28 protein-coding genes are annotated in these 19,656 nt (G+C 59.3%); 21 read left to right on the top strand and 7 right to left on the bottom strand.

Annotated elements, in window-relative coordinates:
- Positions 1–166 precede the first annotated feature (166 nt).
- The 4 genes from C437_RS14650 to C437_RS20225 all read right to left on the bottom strand — a co-directional run bounded on the left by C437_RS14650 (position 167) and on the right by C437_RS20225 (position 3,397).
- Positions 167–1,063 carry a nucleotidyltransferase family protein gene (locus C437_RS14650; protein WP_206537049.1) on the bottom strand — a complete coding sequence of 299 codons (897 nt, stop codon included), beginning with the start codon at positions 1,061–1,063 and terminating at the stop codon, positions 167–169.
- 63 nt (positions 1,064–1,126) lie between these two features.
- Positions 1,127–2,569 (bottom strand): hypothetical protein, encoded by a 1,443-nt coding sequence (locus C437_RS20850; RefSeq protein WP_004517765.1) that lies wholly within the window; start codon positions 2,567–2,569, stop codon positions 1,127–1,129.
- A complete protein-coding gene (locus C437_RS14640; RefSeq protein ID WP_004517764.1) occupies positions 2,566–2,967 on the bottom strand; it encodes a hypothetical protein in 402 nt (133 codons plus the stop codon). The genes C437_RS20850 and C437_RS14640 overlap by 4 nt, the downstream gene beginning before the upstream one ends.
- Entirely contained in the window at positions 2,936–3,397 is a 462-nt protein-coding gene (locus C437_RS20225) for a hypothetical protein (RefSeq protein WP_139175339.1), read from the bottom strand. Before C437_RS20225 ends, C437_RS14640 begins: the two co-directional genes overlap by 32 nt.
- 249 nt (positions 3,398–3,646) lie before the next feature.
- On the opposite strand from C437_RS20225, the gene C437_RS14635 reads away from it, so the two are divergent.
- Together C437_RS14635 and C437_RS14630 are read left to right on the top strand one after the other, a co-directional pair.
- Positions 3,647–4,567, top strand: a complete 921-nt coding sequence (locus C437_RS14635) for a transcription initiation factor IIB (RefSeq protein WP_004517762.1) — start codon at positions 3,647–3,649, stop codon at positions 4,565–4,567.
- 259 nt (positions 4,568–4,826) lie between these two features.
- The gene (locus tag C437_RS14630) at positions 4,827–5,702 is read left to right on the top strand and encodes a biosurfactant protein 1 (RefSeq protein ID WP_004517760.1); all 876 of its coding nucleotides are present in this window, start codon (positions 4,827–4,829) and stop codon (positions 5,700–5,702) included.
- Between the two features lie 251 nt (positions 5,703–5,953).
- On the opposite strand, the gene C437_RS14625 is transcribed toward C437_RS14630, so the two are convergent.
- Entirely contained in the window at positions 5,954–6,442 is a 489-nt protein-coding gene (locus C437_RS14625) for a hypothetical protein (RefSeq protein ID WP_004517759.1), read from the bottom strand.
- A gap of 17 nt (positions 6,443–6,459) precedes the next feature.
- Entirely contained in the window at positions 6,460–7,011 is a 552-nt protein-coding gene (locus C437_RS14620; RefSeq protein WP_004517758.1) for a DUF7342 family protein, read from the bottom strand.
- A 136-nt stretch (positions 7,012–7,147) separates the two neighbouring features.
- On the opposite strand from C437_RS14620, the gene C437_RS20690 reads away from it, so the two are divergent.
- The 10 genes from C437_RS20690 (at position 7,148) to C437_RS14575 (ending at position 12,344) form a co-directional block, all read left to right on the top strand.
- Positions 7,148–7,288: a hypothetical protein gene (locus tag C437_RS20690; RefSeq protein WP_004517757.1), complete on the top strand. Its 141-nt coding sequence runs from the start codon at positions 7,148–7,150 to the stop codon at positions 7,286–7,288.
- Between the two features lie 60 nt (positions 7,289–7,348).
- Positions 7,349–7,537, top strand: a complete 189-nt coding sequence (locus tag C437_RS14615) for a hypothetical protein (RefSeq protein ID WP_049919829.1) — start codon at positions 7,349–7,351, stop codon at positions 7,535–7,537.
- Positions 7,538–7,624: 87 nt separating this feature from the next.
- On the top strand, positions 7,625–8,005 hold the full coding sequence (locus C437_RS14610) for a hypothetical protein (protein ID WP_004517755.1): 381 nt from the start codon (positions 7,625–7,627) through the stop codon (positions 8,003–8,005).
- A gap of 67 nt (positions 8,006–8,072) precedes the next feature.
- Entirely contained in the window at positions 8,073–8,735 is a 663-nt protein-coding gene (locus C437_RS14605) for a DUF6735 family protein (protein WP_004517754.1), read from the top strand.
- A 74-nt stretch (positions 8,736–8,809) separates the two neighbouring features.
- Positions 8,810–9,232 (top strand): hypothetical protein, encoded by a 423-nt coding sequence (locus tag C437_RS14600; protein WP_004517753.1) that lies wholly within the window; start codon positions 8,810–8,812, stop codon positions 9,230–9,232.
- 108 nt (positions 9,233–9,340) lie between these two features.
- Positions 9,341–9,841 (top strand): hypothetical protein, encoded by a 501-nt coding sequence (locus tag C437_RS14595; RefSeq protein WP_004517752.1) that lies wholly within the window; start codon positions 9,341–9,343, stop codon positions 9,839–9,841.
- 6 nt (positions 9,842–9,847) lie between these two features.
- Positions 9,848–10,213 carry a DUF7568 family protein gene (locus tag C437_RS14590; protein WP_004517751.1) on the top strand — a complete coding sequence of 122 codons (366 nt, stop codon included), beginning with the start codon at positions 9,848–9,850 and terminating at the stop codon, positions 10,211–10,213.
- A 75-nt stretch (positions 10,214–10,288) separates the two neighbouring features.
- Positions 10,289–10,684, top strand: a complete 396-nt coding sequence (locus C437_RS14585) for a DUF7567 family protein (RefSeq protein ID WP_004517750.1) — start codon at positions 10,289–10,291, stop codon at positions 10,682–10,684.
- 80 nt (positions 10,685–10,764) lie between these two features.
- Positions 10,765–11,349, top strand: a complete 585-nt coding sequence (locus tag C437_RS14580) for a hypothetical protein (protein WP_004517749.1) — start codon at positions 10,765–10,767, stop codon at positions 11,347–11,349.
- Positions 11,350–11,393: 44 nt separating this feature from the next.
- The gene (locus C437_RS14575; protein ID WP_004517748.1) at positions 11,394–12,344 is read left to right on the top strand and encodes a helix-turn-helix domain-containing protein; all 951 of its coding nucleotides are present in this window, start codon (positions 11,394–11,396) and stop codon (positions 12,342–12,344) included.
- 15 nt (positions 12,345–12,359) lie between these two features.
- On the opposite strand, the gene C437_RS14570 is transcribed toward C437_RS14575, so the two are convergent.
- Positions 12,360–13,724: a restriction endonuclease gene (locus C437_RS14570; RefSeq protein WP_004517747.1), complete on the bottom strand. Its 1,365-nt coding sequence runs from the start codon at positions 13,722–13,724 to the stop codon at positions 12,360–12,362.
- 134 nt (positions 13,725–13,858) lie between these two features.
- On the opposite strand from C437_RS14570, the gene C437_RS14565 reads away from it, so the two are divergent.
- The 9 genes from C437_RS14565 to C437_RS14530 all read left to right on the top strand — a co-directional run bounded on the left by C437_RS14565 (position 13,859) and on the right by C437_RS14530 (position 19,536).
- Entirely contained in the window at positions 13,859–14,305 is a 447-nt protein-coding gene (locus C437_RS14565) for a hypothetical protein (RefSeq protein WP_049919828.1), read from the top strand.
- Between the two features lie 32 nt (positions 14,306–14,337).
- Positions 14,338–14,856, top strand: a complete 519-nt coding sequence (locus C437_RS14560) for a DUF6166 domain-containing protein (RefSeq protein WP_241431693.1) — start codon at positions 14,338–14,340, stop codon at positions 14,854–14,856.
- A gap of 78 nt (positions 14,857–14,934) precedes the next feature.
- Positions 14,935–15,621: a DUF6166 domain-containing protein gene (locus tag C437_RS14555; RefSeq protein WP_004517744.1), complete on the top strand. Its 687-nt coding sequence runs from the start codon at positions 14,935–14,937 to the stop codon at positions 15,619–15,621.
- Positions 15,621–15,752, top strand: coding sequence for a hypothetical protein (locus C437_RS21140; protein ID WP_004517743.1), 132 nt, complete (start codon positions 15,621–15,623; stop codon positions 15,750–15,752). The genes C437_RS14555 and C437_RS21140 overlap by 1 nt, the downstream gene beginning before the upstream one ends.
- Positions 15,749–16,411, top strand: coding sequence for a hypothetical protein (locus C437_RS14550; RefSeq protein ID WP_004517742.1), 663 nt, complete (start codon positions 15,749–15,751; stop codon positions 16,409–16,411). The genes C437_RS21140 and C437_RS14550 overlap by 4 nt, the downstream gene beginning before the upstream one ends.
- A gap of 131 nt (positions 16,412–16,542) precedes the next feature.
- The gene (locus C437_RS14545) at positions 16,543–17,703 is read left to right on the top strand and encodes a hypothetical protein (protein WP_049919830.1); all 1,161 of its coding nucleotides are present in this window, start codon (positions 16,543–16,545) and stop codon (positions 17,701–17,703) included.
- 66 nt (positions 17,704–17,769) lie between these two features.
- Entirely contained in the window at positions 17,770–17,991 is a 222-nt protein-coding gene (locus tag C437_RS14540) for a hypothetical protein (protein WP_004517740.1), read from the top strand.
- Positions 17,992–18,115: 124 nt separating this feature from the next.
- Positions 18,116–19,117 (top strand): DUF6610 family protein, encoded by a 1,002-nt coding sequence (locus C437_RS14535; RefSeq protein WP_004517739.1) that lies wholly within the window; start codon positions 18,116–18,118, stop codon positions 19,115–19,117.
- 71 nt (positions 19,118–19,188) lie between these two features.
- Positions 19,189–19,536, top strand: a complete 348-nt coding sequence (locus tag C437_RS14530; RefSeq protein ID WP_004517738.1) for a hypothetical protein — start codon at positions 19,189–19,191, stop codon at positions 19,534–19,536.
- The last annotated feature ends 120 nt before the right edge of the window (positions 19,537–19,656 follow it).

Raw genomic sequence — 19,656 nt, 5'->3', positions numbered from 1 at the left:
GATCCCACACCCCATGAGGTCGTAATGCCCGCGACTGCGGGTATTACTGCACTAAGGGTTGTTGAAAGCCATCCCACGGCAAGGGCGGCTGCATAGGCTGCGAATCCAAGAATACCGTATACAGTCGGCCTATTGTCGTTGTCCGTTGAGTAGGTATGCATCGCTACTAATCCTCTTCATAGAAGCGTCTGGCCTCTTTGATGAACGCCCTGGCGTGTTCGACATCCCACTGTGTCGTCTCGTCACCAAACAACGGTTGCATCCCATGCTGTACGGTATAGTCAGGGAATCCTTCTTCGGCGTCGGCTTCGAGTTCGTCGAGAATTCCTTCAACTCGATCGCGAATATCATCCTTTGCTATGGTAGCAGTCTCAACGTTTGAGAGGAGACATTCGATGAAGTATGATGCGGCGTTTTCCTTCTCAATAGTGCCGTTCTCTGCAAGTGTATTCCTGAAGTTCTTAAAAATACGAATCGTTGGTTTGTAATTTCCGTTTGTATATTCGTTGTATCTAGTGCCCATAATTCGATGACGGCGTGGGAAATTGATGATCTTCGTCCCGTCTGGAGTCCAGAATACAATTCCTTTCATATGGTTTCCTGGCTGGCGTGACCAAAATCGTCGATACTGGAGACAAGGAACGACATCGGCCCCAAGGGGCAACTCATCACTATCCACTTCTATTGCCTTCTCACCACGTTCAACGTTGCGTGTCCCGTATTGGGCTTGAAGGGTTCGATACACGCCTTCGGCATGCTCCTCGAACATCTGGTGTGGATTTCGATCGGGGGAATGGCTGACAGCGTGATCAGGGACATATGAGAAATCCCCATGGAAGGTGTCCGTCCGAATAACAAGGATGTCTACGTCACCGGAATTGTACACCATAGTCGTGTTCCGGTACGAACCTTGGAGGAGGGTGGCGAATTCTAACCCTTCACTGACACCCTGGAGCCCGCCTTCTTCTAGATCATCCCGGAGATCGCGATTAGTATCTCGGGCTTCTTCTTGATTCGCCGTTTCCGAGTGTGTCCAACGGTTAAGTTTTGCACGAGATATCATTGTGTAGCCAGATGTGCCTAGATCTTATCATACTCCCGAATATCCGCCAACAATAGTGGACTACTACTTCAGGCTGGCGAGCTCTTTGTTCTCTAAGGAAAGAAACTCTGTGACGTAGTCTTCCAGCGTTGGGTTTTCAGCTGCGAAGAACTTCATAGTCCGGAATATCTCCCTGCTAAACCGCTCATAGAGCCCTAGTATATCGGGATCGAGAAGCTCAGGATGAGATGATACCAGTTCCTTTTGAGTCGAAGTCTGGATACGATACGCGAACGAGAGATGGGCATTCAAACCCAACAAAAACACTGACAAACTGGACTGTCGACTCTGTTCGGATTGGGGAATATTCTCCACACCCGCGGTTGAGAAGTCAAAGTTCAAGAGATGGTTCTTGTCTAACATCAACTCGTCTGGTTGTATATTGTGCTCGCTGTTTACCAGACCAATAATACGGATAAGGCAAGGAATACACTCACCACAGTTGTATGGGTGTCCGGCAGCGTTCTTTCCCTGCGACAATTCACGTGGATGGGGACACGTTCGAGTAAAGAAGATATCCTCTTTGTTTGGGATACAGTCGACGACCTCCTTCTTCGTGTAGCCAAGGAACGGATTGGTGATTTCCAGTTTACGGGCCGGAAATAGTTCCTCAAAAATTCGGTTCAAGCTCTTAACAAACAGTGGGTGGACCGTGCGAGTCGTCGTCCAGCCGGATTCCAGCGAGGAGAATCGTGAGAGGACACCATTCTCGGGGACATAGATATCATCAACATCGAGGGCTACCGCGACAGCGGCAGCAAAGGCGAAGTACATGAATGACCGAGTGAACTGCGTATCTTCGTATGCAGAGAACTCCTCGTCGACACCAACTGAAGTAAGATTACCATCGAAGAGATGGTCAAAATTCCGCACTAGATGGCCGACGTTTCGACCATGATCCACACTGACAAAATGAGGATTGAGGCCCTCATCAGCGAGGTGAAATCGGCCACCCAAACTATCCAATCCACCAGAAAAAAGTGCAACAGAATCAGCCTCAGGCAACTGATCATAGTGTCTACCATCGCTCTCATCAATAGACTGGTCCTCGTCTATCGCATCGATAAACCGATACTGAAAGTTATCACGCGAGATGAAGCTAACAGCGTGATTCAATTCAGACTCCAACGGTTGCCATTTTTCCACGTCGACAACAGGGTACAAAATCTGTATCTGCCGTGATTTCAGCATTTCCTCCCCGTCATCTTTCGCACCAGTTGGCCCTCGCTTCACCAAACGGTCCGCTGCATACGTACCGAGTGCAAGCTCAACCAACGCCGTGACTGTTGGAGGAGGACTGTGACCGAACAGATCATTGAGAACCTTCTTCTTGTACTTTATTAGACGACTACCTTCCGTTTCGGCCTCGGTCCGATAATCGTCGACGACTATGGTGTAGTCCGAGTCTGCTTCGCTAAGAGTCGATCCGGTCCCGGACTTAATCAGGAATCGCTTAGTTCCCTTCAAAAATCCTCGTCCTCCCACGCCTCAATCATCTCATGCATAGTATGCCGAATCATTTCCTCTACATCCTCATGCTCCAGTAACTCCACATCGGCATCTTCGAAAATTGGTGCCAATTCGGGCTGTTCCTGTATTTTTTCGACCAACTCATCCGCCCGGTCGGCACACTGATCTCGTAGTTGTTCCTCAAATTCCTCCAGCTCTTGGTCAGTCTCAACGTTCTGGCTGAAATGGAGTTGAAGAGCGGAGTCTGACTCGGGGTCATTTGTAGCTGCCTCAATTTCCTCGTTAAGCAGCTGGAACAGATACTCCCGAAAGTATACTCGGAAAAATCCTTCAACGCCATGGGCCTCTACGAACTCGTCAATATTATTTTGAATCTCGGTGTCGTTCAAGAGCATCAGCTCCTTCGGTCATAATGTCACCCATCGCACTTTCCATTGCTCGTTCTGCGGACCCAGAGAAGGCTCGGTCTGTTCCCTGAGATCCATCAGCAAGGCCTCGACTGGCAGCCTCTTTTGAGGCTTGCTCAACAACGGCTTCAGAGGCGCCTGCTGCAACGACCTCTTTTGCCACTGAGGCACCAACATCTCTAGTGGCAGACTCGACACCATTTTGATGGCTTTTTATCACGAATTCAGAGCCGTACCGGACTGCTAGATATGCTGGAACTTTAGCTGCACCGTTCGGTTGAGCAGCCAGAATCACCTTGAAATAGATTTCACTTGCCCTAGCAGCATCTTTATCACCCGCAGCATCAGCTAACTCGCGTTTCGCGTCTTCATAACCAGCGTTGGATGCCCCGGATCGGTTCCGGGTTGCCGTTCCCATACAACATTATTCCCATTCTGTATTATAATTCTAATTACTGGGCAACCTCATCGGTATAGCTCAGTAAAATACGCCGGTTAGACCCATATACACGGACGTCAACGTCTTATATCCGGTGCGACAGTTGCTGTGGGTCTAATAGTTCGGCTCCAACTTTCGACCCCCGACGTGTAGAGCCAGGAGTCTGTTGTCCCCCTCAATGGGTGAGGGGTTCGCCGTACTGGCGAGTTCCTCAATACGGTGAGAACTATGGCAACGAGAGACATCTACGCGACTGGATTCGACGAAGACGTCCAAACGGAGTCGGGCGCAAACCAGTGTCCCGAATGCCACGGACACGTCACTACGAATATCAAGGAAACGGTCTGCGAGGACTGTGGACTCGTTATCGAGGAACAACGTATCGATCACGGGCCGGAGTGGCGAGCGTACGATGCAGACGAGCGCGAGCGAACAGGCGCACCACTCACTGCAACCCGTCACGATCGAGGCCTCTCAACCGAAATCGGCCACAGAACCGATGCACACGGGAACGAACTCTCAGGGCAGAAACGCCGGCGGCTGGCCCGGATGCGACGTGAGCAAACCCGTGGTCGCTGGCGATCCAAAGCGGAACGGAACCTCGCACACGGGCTGGGCGAAGTGCGCCGGCTGGCGAGTACGCTCGAACTCTCCGAGTCGGTTCGTGACCAAGCATGCCAGTTCTTCCGGAGCGCCCAGAGCGAGGATCTGCTTCGAGGCAGATCCATCGAGGCCATCGCCGCAGCGAGTGTCTACGGCACCTGCCGGTGTAACCAACGCCCGCTCCTTCTCGAGGACATCGTCGATGCCGCCCGAGTCGAGTCCTCACGTGTCACCAACGCCTACCGAACACTGAACCGTGAATTGAAGCTGCCAACACCACCTATGCGCCCGACATCGTTCATTCCCCGCCTCATCTCGGAGCTGGAGTTAGATCACGACATCCAACGCCGGGCGAACGAACTCGCAGCATGCGCCGAGGAGACAGCTCTCACGAACGGCTGTCAGCCAACAGGCGTCGCAGCCGCCTGTGTCTATCTGGCCGCCCAAGAGCAGGGCGCGTTGATCACCCAGTCTACCGTCGCCTCGGCAGCCGAGGTATCAGTCGTGACGCTTCGGAGCCGGCGGGACGAACTCCAAGCGATCTGAGATACGATAGAGGAGTACCTACATACAGACGGAGAGTCTATCGACCGGTATGGATCTCGAAGAGACCGTGGAGTTTCTGTCTACAGAGCTCGACATCGAGCGGAGTGAGCACGTTCGCGAGGTCGGTCGAGCGGTCGCTGAGCTCCGTGATTGACTCCGTCTCGGGCGACCATTTTAGAACTGTAGTCGCCGAATCGGTACCTGAGCTTTCTCACCCTCGAGTTTAAATACCAAACCGAAGGAAACGCGGAGCGAATCGATGACTGACCGCAACTCGGATCGAGAGGCGTTCCAGCCTGTCGGGGAAGGCGCTCTCATACCGGACCCGGCGCTGGATCAGCCAGCAGACGGCCAGCCAACCCGCCAGCGTGAAGCCTCGTATTCGGGCGGGTATCCGGACGGAACAACCGAAACAGACCGTGCCTGTGTCTCCTGTGGAGCATCGATCCCAGCTGGGCAGCGGAAATGTCGGTTCTGTCTCGACCACGAACTTGACATCGCGTCAGAGGCAGGATCCGGGGATACCGAGCAGACGCTCCGTGGTGTGATCCAGTTCCTCGTCGAGGCTGGGACGTTCTATGCTGCTGTCGCGAAAGGGGCAGCAGCAGCGTCGCTCCTCACATCAGCCCCCGATGAGTCCGTCGACGACTGTACGCTCATCTATGATCTCGAGGACGAGCCCGCACCCCAGATAACCGAGGACTGGCCTACACTCCCCGCTGCTACTGAGGTGACCTCAGCGGTCGGCGACACGTTGCTGTCAGCGGCCCGTGACCGAACAGGATGGGAAGTGGTCAATAGAAAGAATCGCCCTCAGACGGAGATTCCACGCGTCTACGACGAGCGTGGGCAGGGGATTCGTGATGAGTCGGCCCTCGAACACACTCTCGGCGACAACGATCAGCTGTGGATCGTCCCAGCAATCGCTGTTGAAGCAGTACCCATCGAAACGGGATCCACCAGTGCCAGAGCCGAAATTCCGACTGTTACAGTCCTCGAGTGCCAGCACTGCACGGCCGAAACAGAACATCGGTTCAGTACACACGAATCGCTCCCTGACGAGACCTGGACGGGCCAACCAATCTGGGAGTGCCAGGTGTGTGGCACAGGTCGCTACGGGCCTGCTCCCGAATAGGACAGGAGGAATTTGGCCGATTAACCAACAGTCTCCGATAGAGCTGGCTTCTGTTGGTTAATACGGTGAGTACCCTCAAGTCCGACGTCAGTCACGCCGGGCGTTCATTCGGCAGGGTTCGCAGCGGCTTGCCTCCACAAATCTGGGCGGGAACAAGGGCAGTGGGTAACGCAACGTGACATCGCCGAGTCCGAAAACGTCACGCCAACCACGGTCCGGACGCATCTCCAGACGCTCGATGAACTCGCTGTCTAGACGGGCCAGTCAGGGAGCGAGGGCGCTCCATTCTTCCAGTGAATCGCATCTAGCGCGGGCGGGAACTGCTGTAGTCGGTCATCGAGGACGGCGAGTGGATGCGCATCGAGAAACGTTGCCTCGTGCCGATCAACCGGCGTGTCTTCGTGATTGAGTTGGATATGACAGGGGCCAAGGTCCGGATGGTCGGCATCTTGGTGGAAGCCGAGCATCAGATTTCGGTCCGGTTCGACCCAGTTTATGCGGTAGTATTCGTGGTCGACGCCGGCGGGGTACCAGAAGCGAATCTCCAGCCGTGCTGTCGTCGCGTCGTACGAGTCACTCAGAAACGTCGTCGGATCGACATCCGCGATGACGTACCGGGGTCGGCGTCGAGACGGGCGATAGCGGACCTCTTCACACCCTGGCTGGTTCGTCAATCGGTCGTGAACGTCGCGGAGGAGGGTCCGCTGTGTATAGCGGTCGCGACCGGCAAGAAAGATCATTCTGTGAGAGAGGAGAGTTAGCTCGTGGCGCGGTCAGCCACGTCGGTCATCTGCTCGCGGGCGGCTTCGACGTCGGAGTAGAGTTCCAGTGCGTGCTTGATGAGGCGGCGATCCTCCTCGTTCTCACGCCAGAACGCGATGACGTCGCGGCGCTCCCGGAGCTCCGCACTTGCGAGATCGCCGTCGGCGAGCGACTGTTCAAGATCCTCCCACGTCTCGACGTCGTAGGTTGCCTGCCACTCCTCGATCTCCTCGGTAATCGCGGCCAATTCGCTCCGCAGCTCCTCGCGGGTGTTTTCCTCGATGAGCGTGCGGATCTCCTCGAAGAGCAGTCGCGTGTAGTCCGGCTGGTAGTGCGTGGTCTCGCCGGCCTCGACGCGACGCAATTGGCCCTGGTCGACGAGATCCTGAAGTTCCTCGTTGGTCGTGCTCCAGGCGGCGTCGGCCTGCTCGCTGATCCAATTAACTGAGCGGGGTTCGCGAAGTGACTCGGCGACCGCCCGAATGCGGTCGCGGGCGCTCATCGACTCAGTCCACGATTGGACCCCATCTCGCGAGGATTCGGTCATGGTTGGCACCTCTTGGTACCGTGTTCGCGCCCTGCTCCCATATATGTTTGTACTGTCTCGCATAATCAAGAGTGACTTGCGGGCGAAGGCGTCCGGACGTTGAAATGCGATACCGACAGAAGTTATGAGCCAACCGATGTACGACCGATATTCTGACTTTGAGGAACTACGGCCGACCGGCGAGGCATCCCACAGCCCGGACACAATGCTGGACGACGGGTGTGAGAGTGACCTCCTGGCGGCAACGCGTCTCGACGAGCACTGGTGGCGACTCTGATGCGACGACGACAGTCACGTGGAGTGTCTATCCGCGCCGGCGAGTGGTGAGGCGCTACCGATGAATCAGCAAGTCGAACAGGGCTACCGGATGCATCGTGTACTCAGCAATCTCAGCCGCCTCGACGTCGAGCGGTTGGACGACGCGGATCGAGAGCGAGTCGAGACTGCAAGAGACCTCCTGGAAGAAGTGAGCCTACTCACGGGACCAGAAGACGGGAGCGGACCAGACACCCCAACAGACGACTGATCAGCGTCGCCGTCGACGCCAGGGGCACCTCCAGTGGCGGTTTATCGCCCCCCAAGAGGGGTGCGGGGCTTCCCCGCGAGTCCAGACATGGCGACACTACAAGCTGCGACGACGTCAACCAGCGCGATCGTATCGGACCCACAGGCAGTCCGCGAGCTCTGTGAGAGCTACTGCTTCGGGACGCTCGATTGGGAAGTCACCGAGGACGGCGAACTCACCATCTGGGGGTGCGATGATTTCGAGGTGTATGAGACACGAGAGAACGGCCTCCCGGACTACGAAGGCGGCATCGTGACCCACGAATTCCTGCGAGAACTCGCCGGCTATCTCGAAGCCAACGAGGAACTCGATATCCAGACGGCGGGGTTTACCAAGTGCCGCTTCCCCGTGCTGGCGAAACGGTACGTTGTTCGAGACGGTGAGGTCCTCCACGCGGATCTCAGTTCCCCTGAACCGATCGACGAGTAGCGTTGTTCATCCCCCGGAAGGGGTGCGGGGCGATCCAGTCGCAGTCGCCCTGCGAGGTGATTGGTCAATGGGTCACCGCGCACTTGTTGCGTACGAGCGAACCGACGGACAGTACACGCTCCACTACTCTCATTGGGGCGCAGCGAATCTGAAGCTCAAACATCAAATCTCGTCGGAGTCGCCGTTCGGTGGCGACGACACGGACTCCAAGTGGGCGAAACAGTTGCTGGCGGAATTAGCTGATGGCCTCGAGGCAGATGCCGGCGGCGGCTACCTAGTCGACGAGGACCGGCCGTCGACGGTCGTCGAGCCGAAGCCCCGCGCCACTGGCCTCACGCTCGAGGAGATCATCGCTGACCACCTCGACTACCTTCATCACGAGGCGTTCTACGTGGTGTGGACGACGTTCGAGGTAACGGCCTACCGGACGCTGTGGTTCGGTTTACAGTACGATTCGGAGACGGTCGAACAGGGCGAGACAGTCGGGAACGGCGCACTCGCGACGGTGCGCTGGTACGACGGCGACCCGGTCGGCGACGGCCACCTACAGGGGCAGTTCCAGGCGCTGAAAGACGTCGCCGGCGATATGCTCGACAAGGGTGTATTCACCCAGTCGACGGCTCGTCAGTACCTCAAGCAGAAGCTCGGTGAGTGGGTCGGGGAGCGTCAGGAGTTGCGAATTCCGGGCGGTGAAGCACCGTCTACCGGCGCCAAAATCAGCCGCTCATAGGCCGATCTGCGTCGAAGCAGATGGTAGTTTGTCTGGGGCAGAAAGGACTGAGCCCACCGTGGGCTCGTGATTTGATGCCCGAGAAACCAGACGCCGATCCATTCCACGATTGCGAGTTGGGTCCCGACGCAGTCCTCGGGACACGCACCTTCGAAGACGTCCTGTTCACCGACGAGACGGAAAAACCGGTGAACGTACTGACCGGCGAGACACCCGCACACTCACAGGCAACCGTCGAGGAAGCGACTGAGTTCGCAGCGAGCATCGACACGGACACGCCCCAAATCGCGCTCCCGGCCTCGGTCGAAACGCAGATCGAAACCCAGAGCAAGCCCTACACGGCGGCTGCGTTCTTCCACTTCAAGGCGACCGGATCACTCGAACTACATCGTGCTTACCACGCCGCCTACAATTCGGACGCGTTCAGCGTTGAATTCGAGGCGAACTACGAGTCCGGCGACTTGACGATCACCGTCGAGCGTGCGGCCGACTCCTGAACGCGATCTCCCGAACCAGGTTTTTCGAGCGCCGGCGATGGGTGCCGGCGCACCGAGTAGACAGAGCGGACCAGAGCCCGGTGAGTCGGCGTTGTGAGGTGAACGAAGATGCATATGGTCATCTACGCCTTAGTCGAAGCACCGACTCAGCACGACGCCCTGGTCGAAGGGAAAGCGGTCTTCGACCGTCTCGTCGGGGCGAATCCCCACGGCTGCGCCGTGTTTGATTACTACTGCACCTTCGACGAAGACGATACGACGGTCGCCGGGAAAGCGCGTTGGGGAGACCTGCCGACGGCAGCCCCAATCAACTCAGAGGAGGGCGGTGAGCTCCTCGACCGAGCCTGGAAGGCCACCAAGGAAGAGTTTCAGCGAAATCTCGACCGCGTGAAGGAGGCACTCGACGAGCTCAGTGACGAGGCGATCATGCGCGACGAAGACCTCACCCGGCACGCGTTCCACCAGGTCGGCGCCTACGAGGGGCCGTCCATCCCGATGTACGATCAGCACGCACAGGGGATTCGGCATCGCGGCCAGCTGGATCGTGTCCTCGAGGAAGAGGAGGACAGTCAAACGCTCTGGATCGTCCCCGCGGACGTTCACTTCTAACCGACGATGCCACGGATCACCAACTGGGCACGAGAAAGCCGCACGCCAACGCTCGCGTATCGAAACACCGAGACTGGCGCTCGGGCTATCCTACACAGAGCGCCAGACTCCTACCGCTACAAGTGGCGTGGCGCGATCCTCGTCGACGGCTACCCGGTGTGGTCGCGAGGCTACGAGACGAAAGACGCGAAATCGTTCCGGGACGTTCTCCGGAAGCGGCCTACGCCCGAACTGAATTGTCCCGAGTGCCCGAACGACGAGGTCCTCGTCGGTGAGAAGTCAGCAGATGGGGCGAAGGTTCAGCGCTGGTTCGACTGCCCGGACTGCGGGTACGAAGCACCATCACGGATCGTCTACGGCGGCGAGCGGTGATCGAGCGGGCGTCCGCCTCGCTGTTTTTCGTCCGGGCAGGAACGGGTGGCCCGGTTCGACCGGGCCAGTCCACCAATGAGCCTGGAAGTACTCAACCGACACAGTGAGGCACTGTTCGAGTTCCTCTGGTGTCCCGTCTGCGGGCACGAGGTGTTCAGTCACATTCCCTTCGAGGGCGTCTTCTGCAAGAACTGTAACACGCAGGTCGTCCTCCGAGAATCCCGAGAAACGCGTGGTTACGAGGAAGCCGTCCTCGCCTGCTTCGACACGGACTCGACGTGGAACCTTCACGTCGACGAGAAGCTACGACGCGACCTCCCTGACGGATCAGCACGGGTGAAGATACTCGGCGCACCAGGTGCCTACAAGGTCGACTGGTGGAGTCCAGCACCGGGGGACGACTGGGAACCGGTCGAGCGGGGCGAGTTCGACGATGTCGAGGAACCAGACGAGGTGTCACATCTAGCGTAGCAGCTGTCGAGCCAGTCGCAGCGGCGAGTTTGTTGTTGCGCCGGTGATGGGTGCCGGCGCACACGCGCCGGCGGTGATCGATGTCGACTCGAAGTCAACTCCGATTCGTCCAACGAGTCGAACAGCCCGATGAAAGCGAAAGCGACGCTGAACGGGTCGCACAAGTGTACCGCCATTCAGACGGGTATCCGGCGAGTGTCCTGCGCGATCTCGTACAACTGAAGGACCTTCTCGATGCGACGCGCGCCGAACGCGGTCCAGCCTACACAGCAGCGACGTTCGTGTTCCTCGACAAGCTCTCGACGGTCGGGCTCTATCTGGACGGCGACCCGGAGCGAACGATCGACGCAGCGCAGCCAGCAGACCTTCTCGAGCCGTCTAACATGGAGCACCTCGATCAACCACTGTTCCTGCTGGGCCACGGCGTCGAGAATCCAGCTGACGGCATCCACGGCGACGAGGAGTTCCTCTACGTCGTGGAACTCCCGACGACGAACGCATTCGACGAGCCGGCCGAGTGGACGGTCAAGGTGAGCGGCCATTCAGCGTTCCCCCGCTGGGACGGCCCGACCGACGAAGCCTTCGAGCGGGCGAACTGGCAATTCCGTGGCTCGCTGAAGGACGCACTCACAGAGCTGGTTCGCGACGAAGCTGTCGTCAAGTAAAATCCCAAATCGTATTTATATGACTCAGTATTAAAAGGACTCAAATGATTTCGAAGGCCGGACTCGCCGTTCTTGATGCGTTGAGTACCGGCCGAGAAGCCACACCTGCGGAACTCGCGACTGAGACCGGATATTCACGAGCGCATCTCTACGAGGTGCTCGACGAGATGCTGGAAGAGGGGATACTCGCTGAGGCCCGTGGCTCACACAACCAGCGGCGGGTCCGCGCCGCGGAACATCCGGTCACCGAAGCCTATCGAACGCTCGGGGCTGAATTCAGTCACGTTGACTGGACGGAGGTACTTTCTCCAGCTACCCTTCGCGTGTGCTGGTATCTCGATAGACCACGACACGTCGCCGAGATCGCAGATAGACTCGGGATTACTCGACAGGGCGTTCACAGCGCGTTAGCACCGCTCAAGTATCGGGGGATACTCTCCAGATCCGACCCCAAATACACGCTTCGGGAGGAGCTCTCGCCGCTGCTGACGTTCGCTCGTACCATCGTTCAGCACGAGCACCGCTCACGGGTCCGGGAGATCGCTCCGAGCGCAACGATTGTGTGGTGCGATCCGAAGCGCGCACTCGTTCGTGTACAGACCTCCGCGGATACGGAGGCGTTACAAGCAGCATCGGACTGGGAGATGACCGGACTGGCTCGCTATGCAGAGTACGGACTCCAGTTTTTCCTTGCTGGTGAGCCTCCGTTTTGGTACGCCCCGGACGAAGAGCTCATCCCGGCCGAAATTGTGTGCCATACGCTCCGTCTCGATAGCGGTTCTCGACGGGTGAGTTATTCGATGCTGTTGATCGAGACGCTGGATATCGACCGGGAAACCATCGCGGACATCGCACAGTGGTACGATCTAAAGTCCACTGTGGAGGCGCTATATCGGCCATTACAGGGGGATTTTGACGACACAGAGGAGCTACCCGTCATCGTTCCGAGCGAATCCGAGTATATGGCGCTCAAAGAGCAGTACGGAGTGGAGTAGGAATATCACGAGGGATTAGACGATCCCACTTATCGCGAGAAGGCCGACAACAATCAGTAACGTCGCGACCACCCCACCAGCAGCGAGGAGTTTGTTCTCCATCGCCTTCTGGTGGAACGGCATCGCGGCGTACTCCTCGCGGAACGCCTCGCGATTCGGATCGTCGTAGAAGTATTTCGTCTTCAGCGCGAACCGCTCGGTGACCGCGCAGCCCGTACAGACCGGCTCCTGCTCGAGCCGTTCGGTTTTGATGTGGCTGTCGCAGGCGATCGCCCCGCAGTTGGGACAATAGGTGTACGTCTCGTCGGTGCCGCTGGTCTTACAGTGGACGCACCGGTGGATGCCGTCCTCCGTAGTGGCCCGAGAGGGCCCCGCCGCATAGTACTCGTAGGGGTAGGTGTACTCGCCCAGGTCGGTCGTATGCCGAACCTCGGGGAGGTAGACTGGCTCGATTGACTGGATGGAGATATCCGAGCGGTTCGGCTCGCAGGTCTTGTTGTACGTGACGTTATTGTCGCCGGTGTAGGTCACGGTCGTCGTGTGGTGATCCTGTAGTCGGTCGACGGCCCAGTCCTTGTACTCGGTCTGGGTCTGCCCGTAGCGTCGTTCGTCGACGTCGTCGAAGGTCTCTGCAAATCGTTCGATATCGAGGTCAACTGTCGCATGAAAGTTCTCAGTAACCAGCGTCGAAACATCGTTGTCGGCGACCCGCGGATGACCGCGGTCGGCATGGACGACGAATCGCGTCCGATCATTGATGCGGTGGATGACGCCAACAGAGGTCTCGAAGACGGCGTTCGTGTCGGCGGTGATCGCAACAACCGGACGAAACGTCACCTGCGAGTACGGCGTTGGGATGTCTGCCGCCTCAATATTCTCGATATCGCGGAATGCCTCCTGAACGGACGCGGCGACATCGGCCGCCGGGTCGTACGGTCGAAGCGTCTCGTCACAGAGGATCTCGATCCGACCGTTGTAGAGGTCAAGCCCGATCTCGTCAGCGATCTCCCGGAGGTCTTCACCGTCTAGCAGCTCGATCGGATGTGGGTCGTCGTTCTGGCGCAGGCGCTCGGCGTACTCCTGGGCCGGCTTCGTGAACCGGCCAGTCGTGACGGCCATCCCGCGTTTTGGACCCTCGAAGTCGAACGTTGCGATGGCCGAATGGAGCTTCTGGACGACCGGCCGGCCGACGGTTCCCGTGTGCTTACACTCGACGATGATCGCACGCCGGGTCCCGTCGACGACCTCCTCCATGATGACATCCCGGCCTTCGTCGGCCGTCTTCTCAGCTTGGCGGACATTCTCGTAGCCGAGGTTGCGGAAGACGTCTTCCATCAGGTCCTCAAACTCGAACCCCGAGAGGTCGTCCAGTACAGCCATCCGAATGTAATTGGACAGTATCTTGCTATAACTAAATACGTTGCCGACGGTTACGACGAAGTCGCGACGACGTGAGCGTTGTTGTTGTTCGTCCCGCAAGGGGTGCGGGACGACACATCCGTCCCGGGTAACCGATGAGTTCTGAGCGCAACAGCGAGGTCGCCCCTGACTACTGGTGGTTGCATCGCCGAACAGACGACGACCATTTCGTGTTCGCCTACGAGTTCTCGAAATCCGTCCTCTGTCACGTCCAGCACCCCTCGGACTGGCTGGTTCGGGTCGACCGAGCCGATGGGACGATCCTCTTCAGCCAGCACGATCTCCAGTCGCGAGCAGCGGCGTTCGCTCTCGCCGAGAGCGTCATGGAACTCTGTACGATGCTCCATCGGGAGGTCGTCACTGAGCGAAGTCAAGCGCGAAAGCCGATGTACGTCGGGTCCCGACCAACTGGGACCGCGAGCGCGAGCACTCGGCGAACCGGACGCAGTCCAGACACCGCCCGTCGGCCGTCGGATTCCTTCCCCCGCCAGCGTCCGGAACGACCACGAGGTATGGGCCACTGGAAGGGTGAGTTCCGATGACCGCCGGCCGAGCGTACCGCGGTGAACGCTGTATGGGTGGACAGCTGGTGTACACGCCCGATGGCGACGTACTGGACAAGCACCTCCACGTCTTGCGCCGCGCCCCTGGTGGATTCGACTGGGGACCGGAGGCCGACGAGGCTCGCATTGATCAGCTCGCCATCGCGCTGCTGGCCGATTCATCGACGAAGAACATCGCGCTCGACCACTACAAGGAATTCGCGCGGTACCTGCGTGAAGAGCTCGAGGGCGACGAGTGGCGACTCCCGACCAGCGACATTTCAGCTGATACCTGGTCGCGAGACATCGACGTCGCTGATGAGACGCCCTCACCGGAAGACGTCGACATCACGGCAGTCGATTTCGACGAGATGACCTTCGCGGTCGAGCGAGCGCTCTGCGAGAAACACGACATCAGCGTCCATCAGAGCGTCGACGATCGCCGCGAGGAACTGGAGGAGACACGCCGGACAGTCCAATCAGAAACTACCGACTCGGAGGAGTCACAGACCGACACCGGCGGCTTCGAGTTCCCCGCAGCTAGCCAGTAGGGACGGCGAGAGCGTTTCCGGATCTGTTTGTAGAACCCCCGAGAGGGGTGCGGGGGTTACCACTCCCGCGACGTACCGATGAACGGGAACACACGACGCCACACGTCGAACGTAGTACAGACAGAAGCGCTCGCTCACCGTCGCGACGACTCCATCGAATACATCGGGTTTCGCGTCGACGGTCAAGCCGTCGTTCTGAATCTCTCCGAACACCAGCGTCTCACTCCCGATCGGAGTCTCGATCTGGTCAACCACAGCCCGACAGGCTTCGAGTGGGGATATACTGGAAGCGGGCCCGCACAGCTCGCCTGCGGGCTCCTCCTCGACTACTACAACGATACCCAGGTCGCGAGAGAACACTACATCGCGTTCCGGAATCGCGTGATCAGCCAACTCGAGTGTGACGGTCCGGCGGCCTGCTGGCACCTTACCGGCGAAGAGATCGACGCCGCGATGGCGACGATCACCGACGACGTCGTCGCCCTTCCCGACGGCGGGGGGCCGTCACCGACGCTCCCTGAGAACTGGCGAACGGTCGCCCGTCCCGACCGGCGGGTCTTCCAGCGCGCTGATCGCGACCACTACATCGTGCTCGGTGAGGGAGCCGACGGGTGGCTGGCCGTCCTTTGCAGTCAGGGCGATCGCGCCTATCCGGCACCCCTGGCAAGCCGGACGGTTTCGGACGATGCCGATGTCGAGCGGGCCATCCGTGCCCTCGTCGACGAGAGCAACGACCTCATCGAGCCACCGGAGGGGGAATACTGATGGAGAGGCTTCGACTGTCGCGAGCCACCCACCAGCTGCTCGAACGCGGGGTCGAGGCACTCGAGAAAATCGGTCGCGAACTGGAACGGTACAATAATCGGCAAGAGCAGACTGACGGCACTGACTCGTGACTCAGGCACGTTCTCCCGGCCAGCGGCGGAGTACCGGGTTCCAATACACGCGGACTCCCGAGGGGTGCTCGTGTCCCATTCATCGCGACGGCCAGCCGGTCACGGCGCCGCTCGGGTTGCGGTTCGCAGAGCGCGTCCATATCGAATCGATCCCGCGGCACGTCGCCGGCGCGATCTACGAAGCCCATCATTCCTATATGGACAGTGTCCCCCGGACGAACCTTGTTCATCACGGGCTCTGTTACCAGGACCAGCTACTGGGTGCGGTTACGTGGCGCTATCCGCTGATTCGCTCGCTGGAGTACGACGGGACGCGATACGAGGGTGACGAAATCGTCGAGGCCGCACGGATCTGCATCGGTGTCAACTTCCCCAATCTCGCCTCCGCCGCCCTTGCCCGATCGATGGAGCGGTTCGTGCGTCGTCACGGCCGGCGGCGGGGCATTCGGCTTCTGCTGACGTTTGTGCGAGCCGACTTTGACGGCTCGATGATCAAAGCGCTCAGAGACAAGGGCTGGCACTGTGCTGGGAAGACGGAACCCGGACAGGCAGGGAACCGTCCCGACAAGCAAATCCGAGAGCGGCCGAAGTGGCGGTTTCTCTGTGAGGTTCCGGCTGAATCCGACCGGGAACAGGCCTCGCTCGTTAGGTTTTGTTAACCAACGATTTCCCACATCCACGGGTTCGGTGTTGGTTAACGTGGTGTTGTTTTTGCGCCCGGCAGAGGGGCGCAGGGCGCGAGACGATGCAGGCAGCCGTCGATGAGCGTTCCTGCGTCGAGGTGACTACGATGAAAGACCCAGAGGCCAGAACCATCTTCGCTGGCGTCGATGGACGTACCGACACCGAACTACCCGAGTGGTATCGACAACGTCACGGGGGCGACAACCCCGTGACCTTCGCCGAGGGAATTCGTGACCTCCCGCAGGCCGTCGAGACGACTGTGGCGTACCAGAATCCATACACCGACGAGTGGGTCGAGACGGAGCGATTCAACGCACTCGTCGAGCCGAATCGCGCACGTTCGCAGGCCCGTGAGGGGGACGCTCAGACGGATCCACTATTTCACATCCCCACGGACAGCTACGCGATCATCAACCCGGTCGACGTCTACGGGCCGCTGGAAGAGGTCCTTCGTGAGGAGACCATCGACGGGACGCCGCTGGGTGACGTGATGTTCGGCGAGATTCGGCGCTACCGGGGCGGCGGCGAGGTCCACATGGACATCATGTTCGACGGCCTCGAGGTGCGCCTCCCCGGCCGGTCGGACCCGATCACGATGGGCGTCACGTCGGGTTACGACTTCTTCGGCGAGCACGCCGTCTACGTGGAGGGGTTCGCCCAGGACGGCTACTGTTCGAACACGATGCGCTCGCTCACCGACAAGGAGGTCATCAAGCACGTTGGCGACGTGCGCAACTTCCGGACCTGGTGGGAGGAGCTCCTCGCACAGGTCGAACTCGTCGCCGACGACCTCTTCGAGTTCATCCGGGACGCACAGGACATCGACCTCGACTTCTCCGAACTTCCGTTCACCGTCACGGAGTTCTACAGCCTGCTGGGCTTCCCGGACTACCTGGCCGAACGCGCTGCGAGCGATGCGGAGGCCAACGCCGCCTCACCCGTCGAGATCGATATGTGGACCCTCCATTCCGGCGCGACGTACGCACTCACCCACTTCTTCCAGGGTAAGGAGGGTGCATCCCTCGATGGCTACGTCCGGACGGCCAACGACATTCTGTTCAATCCAGAGGGCACCATCGAGCGCGTCGAGCGAGCCTACGAAGAGCAACTGGAGGCGGACGGCGACGACGGGGCGCAAGCGTCTCTCGCCGGCGAACGGGCGCTGGCGAGCATCGAGCGGGTCAGCGACGACCTACAGGAGAAGGTTGATCAGTTCGAGGAGCGCGAGGATGCACTCCGCGAGCGGTTCCAAGAGGCGATGGCCTGAAGCCGCGACGATGAGCTAGTCGTCTGGTCTGTTTTTCTCTCCCTCAAGGGGTGGAGGGCGATCAAGATGGAGAACTCCGCGGACAGCGATGGGAGTGACGACAACTTCCCACCCGAGAAGCGCCTCGAAGCACCGAATTATCGACTAATCGAGGCCGGAATCGCGACGATCCCCGACATGGAGACACTCCGGGAATGCGTTGCCTACGAGAACGCACACCAGAACCGGACCCCGATTCTGCGTCGCCTCCGGTGGAAAGCCGAAGAGTTGCGTGAGAGTGAGAAGTAGCGACCTGTCTTAACCAACTGTCGGAGCAAGACACCATCCTGTGTTGGTTAACGTCGAGTAGATCCCGTTTTTCGGGCCCCGGAAGGGGCGCGGGGCGGCCAGCAGCGGCCTCGCGAACCCAGTTATGTCCCTCGAACTCAGTTCAACCTCCAGTGCTGCTAGCGAAATCGCTACCGCAAGACAAGCAGACCATATTGCCTTCCTTCATCGACTTCCGTTTGCCGCCGATGCTTTGGCTCTCGGCTATCTTCCGGGCTTTCGGGAGGACTGTAGGTATCAAGAAACGCAGTATAAGGACCTCAAGCTGCCCGTCGGGATGCTCGACAACGACTTCCGGAATCCCGATCTGGACCGATTCGTCGATCGCTTTTTCGAGCACGAACCACAGGTCGGCGTCATCGGTGACGTCTACGAACGCAACGACGTCAACGCCCACGTCGCCGCTGCTCGTGAAATTCAGGCCAGCTACCCAGAGGCCGATCTCATCATCGTCCCAAAGTCCCGAGCGGTGATCGACGCGATCCCCGAGGACCTCATCCTCGGGTATTCACGGGGATACGCCGACCGCCTGGCCCACGAGTTCTCCGACCCAGCCGATTGGAGAGGCCGGCGCGTCCACATCCTCGGCGGGAGTCCGCCCAAGCAGCTCGACGCCATTCGACAGTTGACCCGACCGACACTCACGGACGAGCCACCAGCCGACATCGTCGGCGTCGACTGGAACGGGCTGCATCGCGGCGCGCAGTTCGGTGAGTTCTGGACGGCCGACGGCTGGGACGACAGCGGTCGCGACGCCGACCACGTCACCGTGCGAAAGACGGTGCGACACAGCCTCGCTCGCGTCCGTGAGTTTTGGAGGACCCACGGAATCTGGCCCGAAACGACACCGCAAGACGAGGGGCTCGACGTCGAGTACGAGGGTCCGAGTCCTGCCGATCTCGAGGACGCCGCCTGTACCGAGTGCGGGACGAACGTCTGGCGAACTCGCCGCGGCCCGTACGTGGCCGAATACGATACCGGCGCTATCTGTGGCTACTGCAGCTACGAGTGCTACTTCAGCCACCGTCATCGAAACAACCTGGAGGAGATCGCCGGCGAACAGAGCGTCTACCTCCCGCCGGCGTGACTTCGCGACCTGTTTTTCGTGCCCCCAGAGAGGGCGAGGGCTCCTTCGAAAGCTCTCAGAGGTGACTTCCAGTGAGTCAACAACAGAGTCCCGACAACGTCTCGATCGACGAGATCCCGGTCGATATCGACAACACACAATCAGCGGAGGTCGAATCCGCCGACGTCCCCGACGAAATCGAGTCCATCACCCGCGGGCTCGCCAGCGAACACCCGCCGACGAATCCGCTGGTCGTGCTGAAAGCGGCCCGGTGGTGGTACCTTCACGGCAAGGGCGGCACGGATCCCGCCTTCCAGTGGGCCATCGAGTGGGCACGTCACCTTGCGACCGACACGCCTAGCGACGTTGAGCGGTTCGACGAGTTCCTCGAGTACCTCGTCACGGTTGGCTTCGCGGACGAACGACACGAGCTCCGCTAACCGGCAGACTCGGTTTTTGAACGCCCCTGAGGGGTGCGGCGCGGTCTGAACAGACGCAGTCGCCGTGAACTTGATTCGGTGAACACAATGGCTACGACTAGTAACTCGTCGGTCTCCTTT

Origin of the sequence: Haloarcula vallismortis ATCC 29715 (genome assembly GCF_000337775.1) — an archaeon.
GTDB lineage: Archaea > Halobacteriota > Halobacteria > Halobacteriales > Haloarculaceae > Haloarcula > Haloarcula vallismortis.
This window is presented reverse-complemented; position numbering and strand designations above follow the sequence as displayed.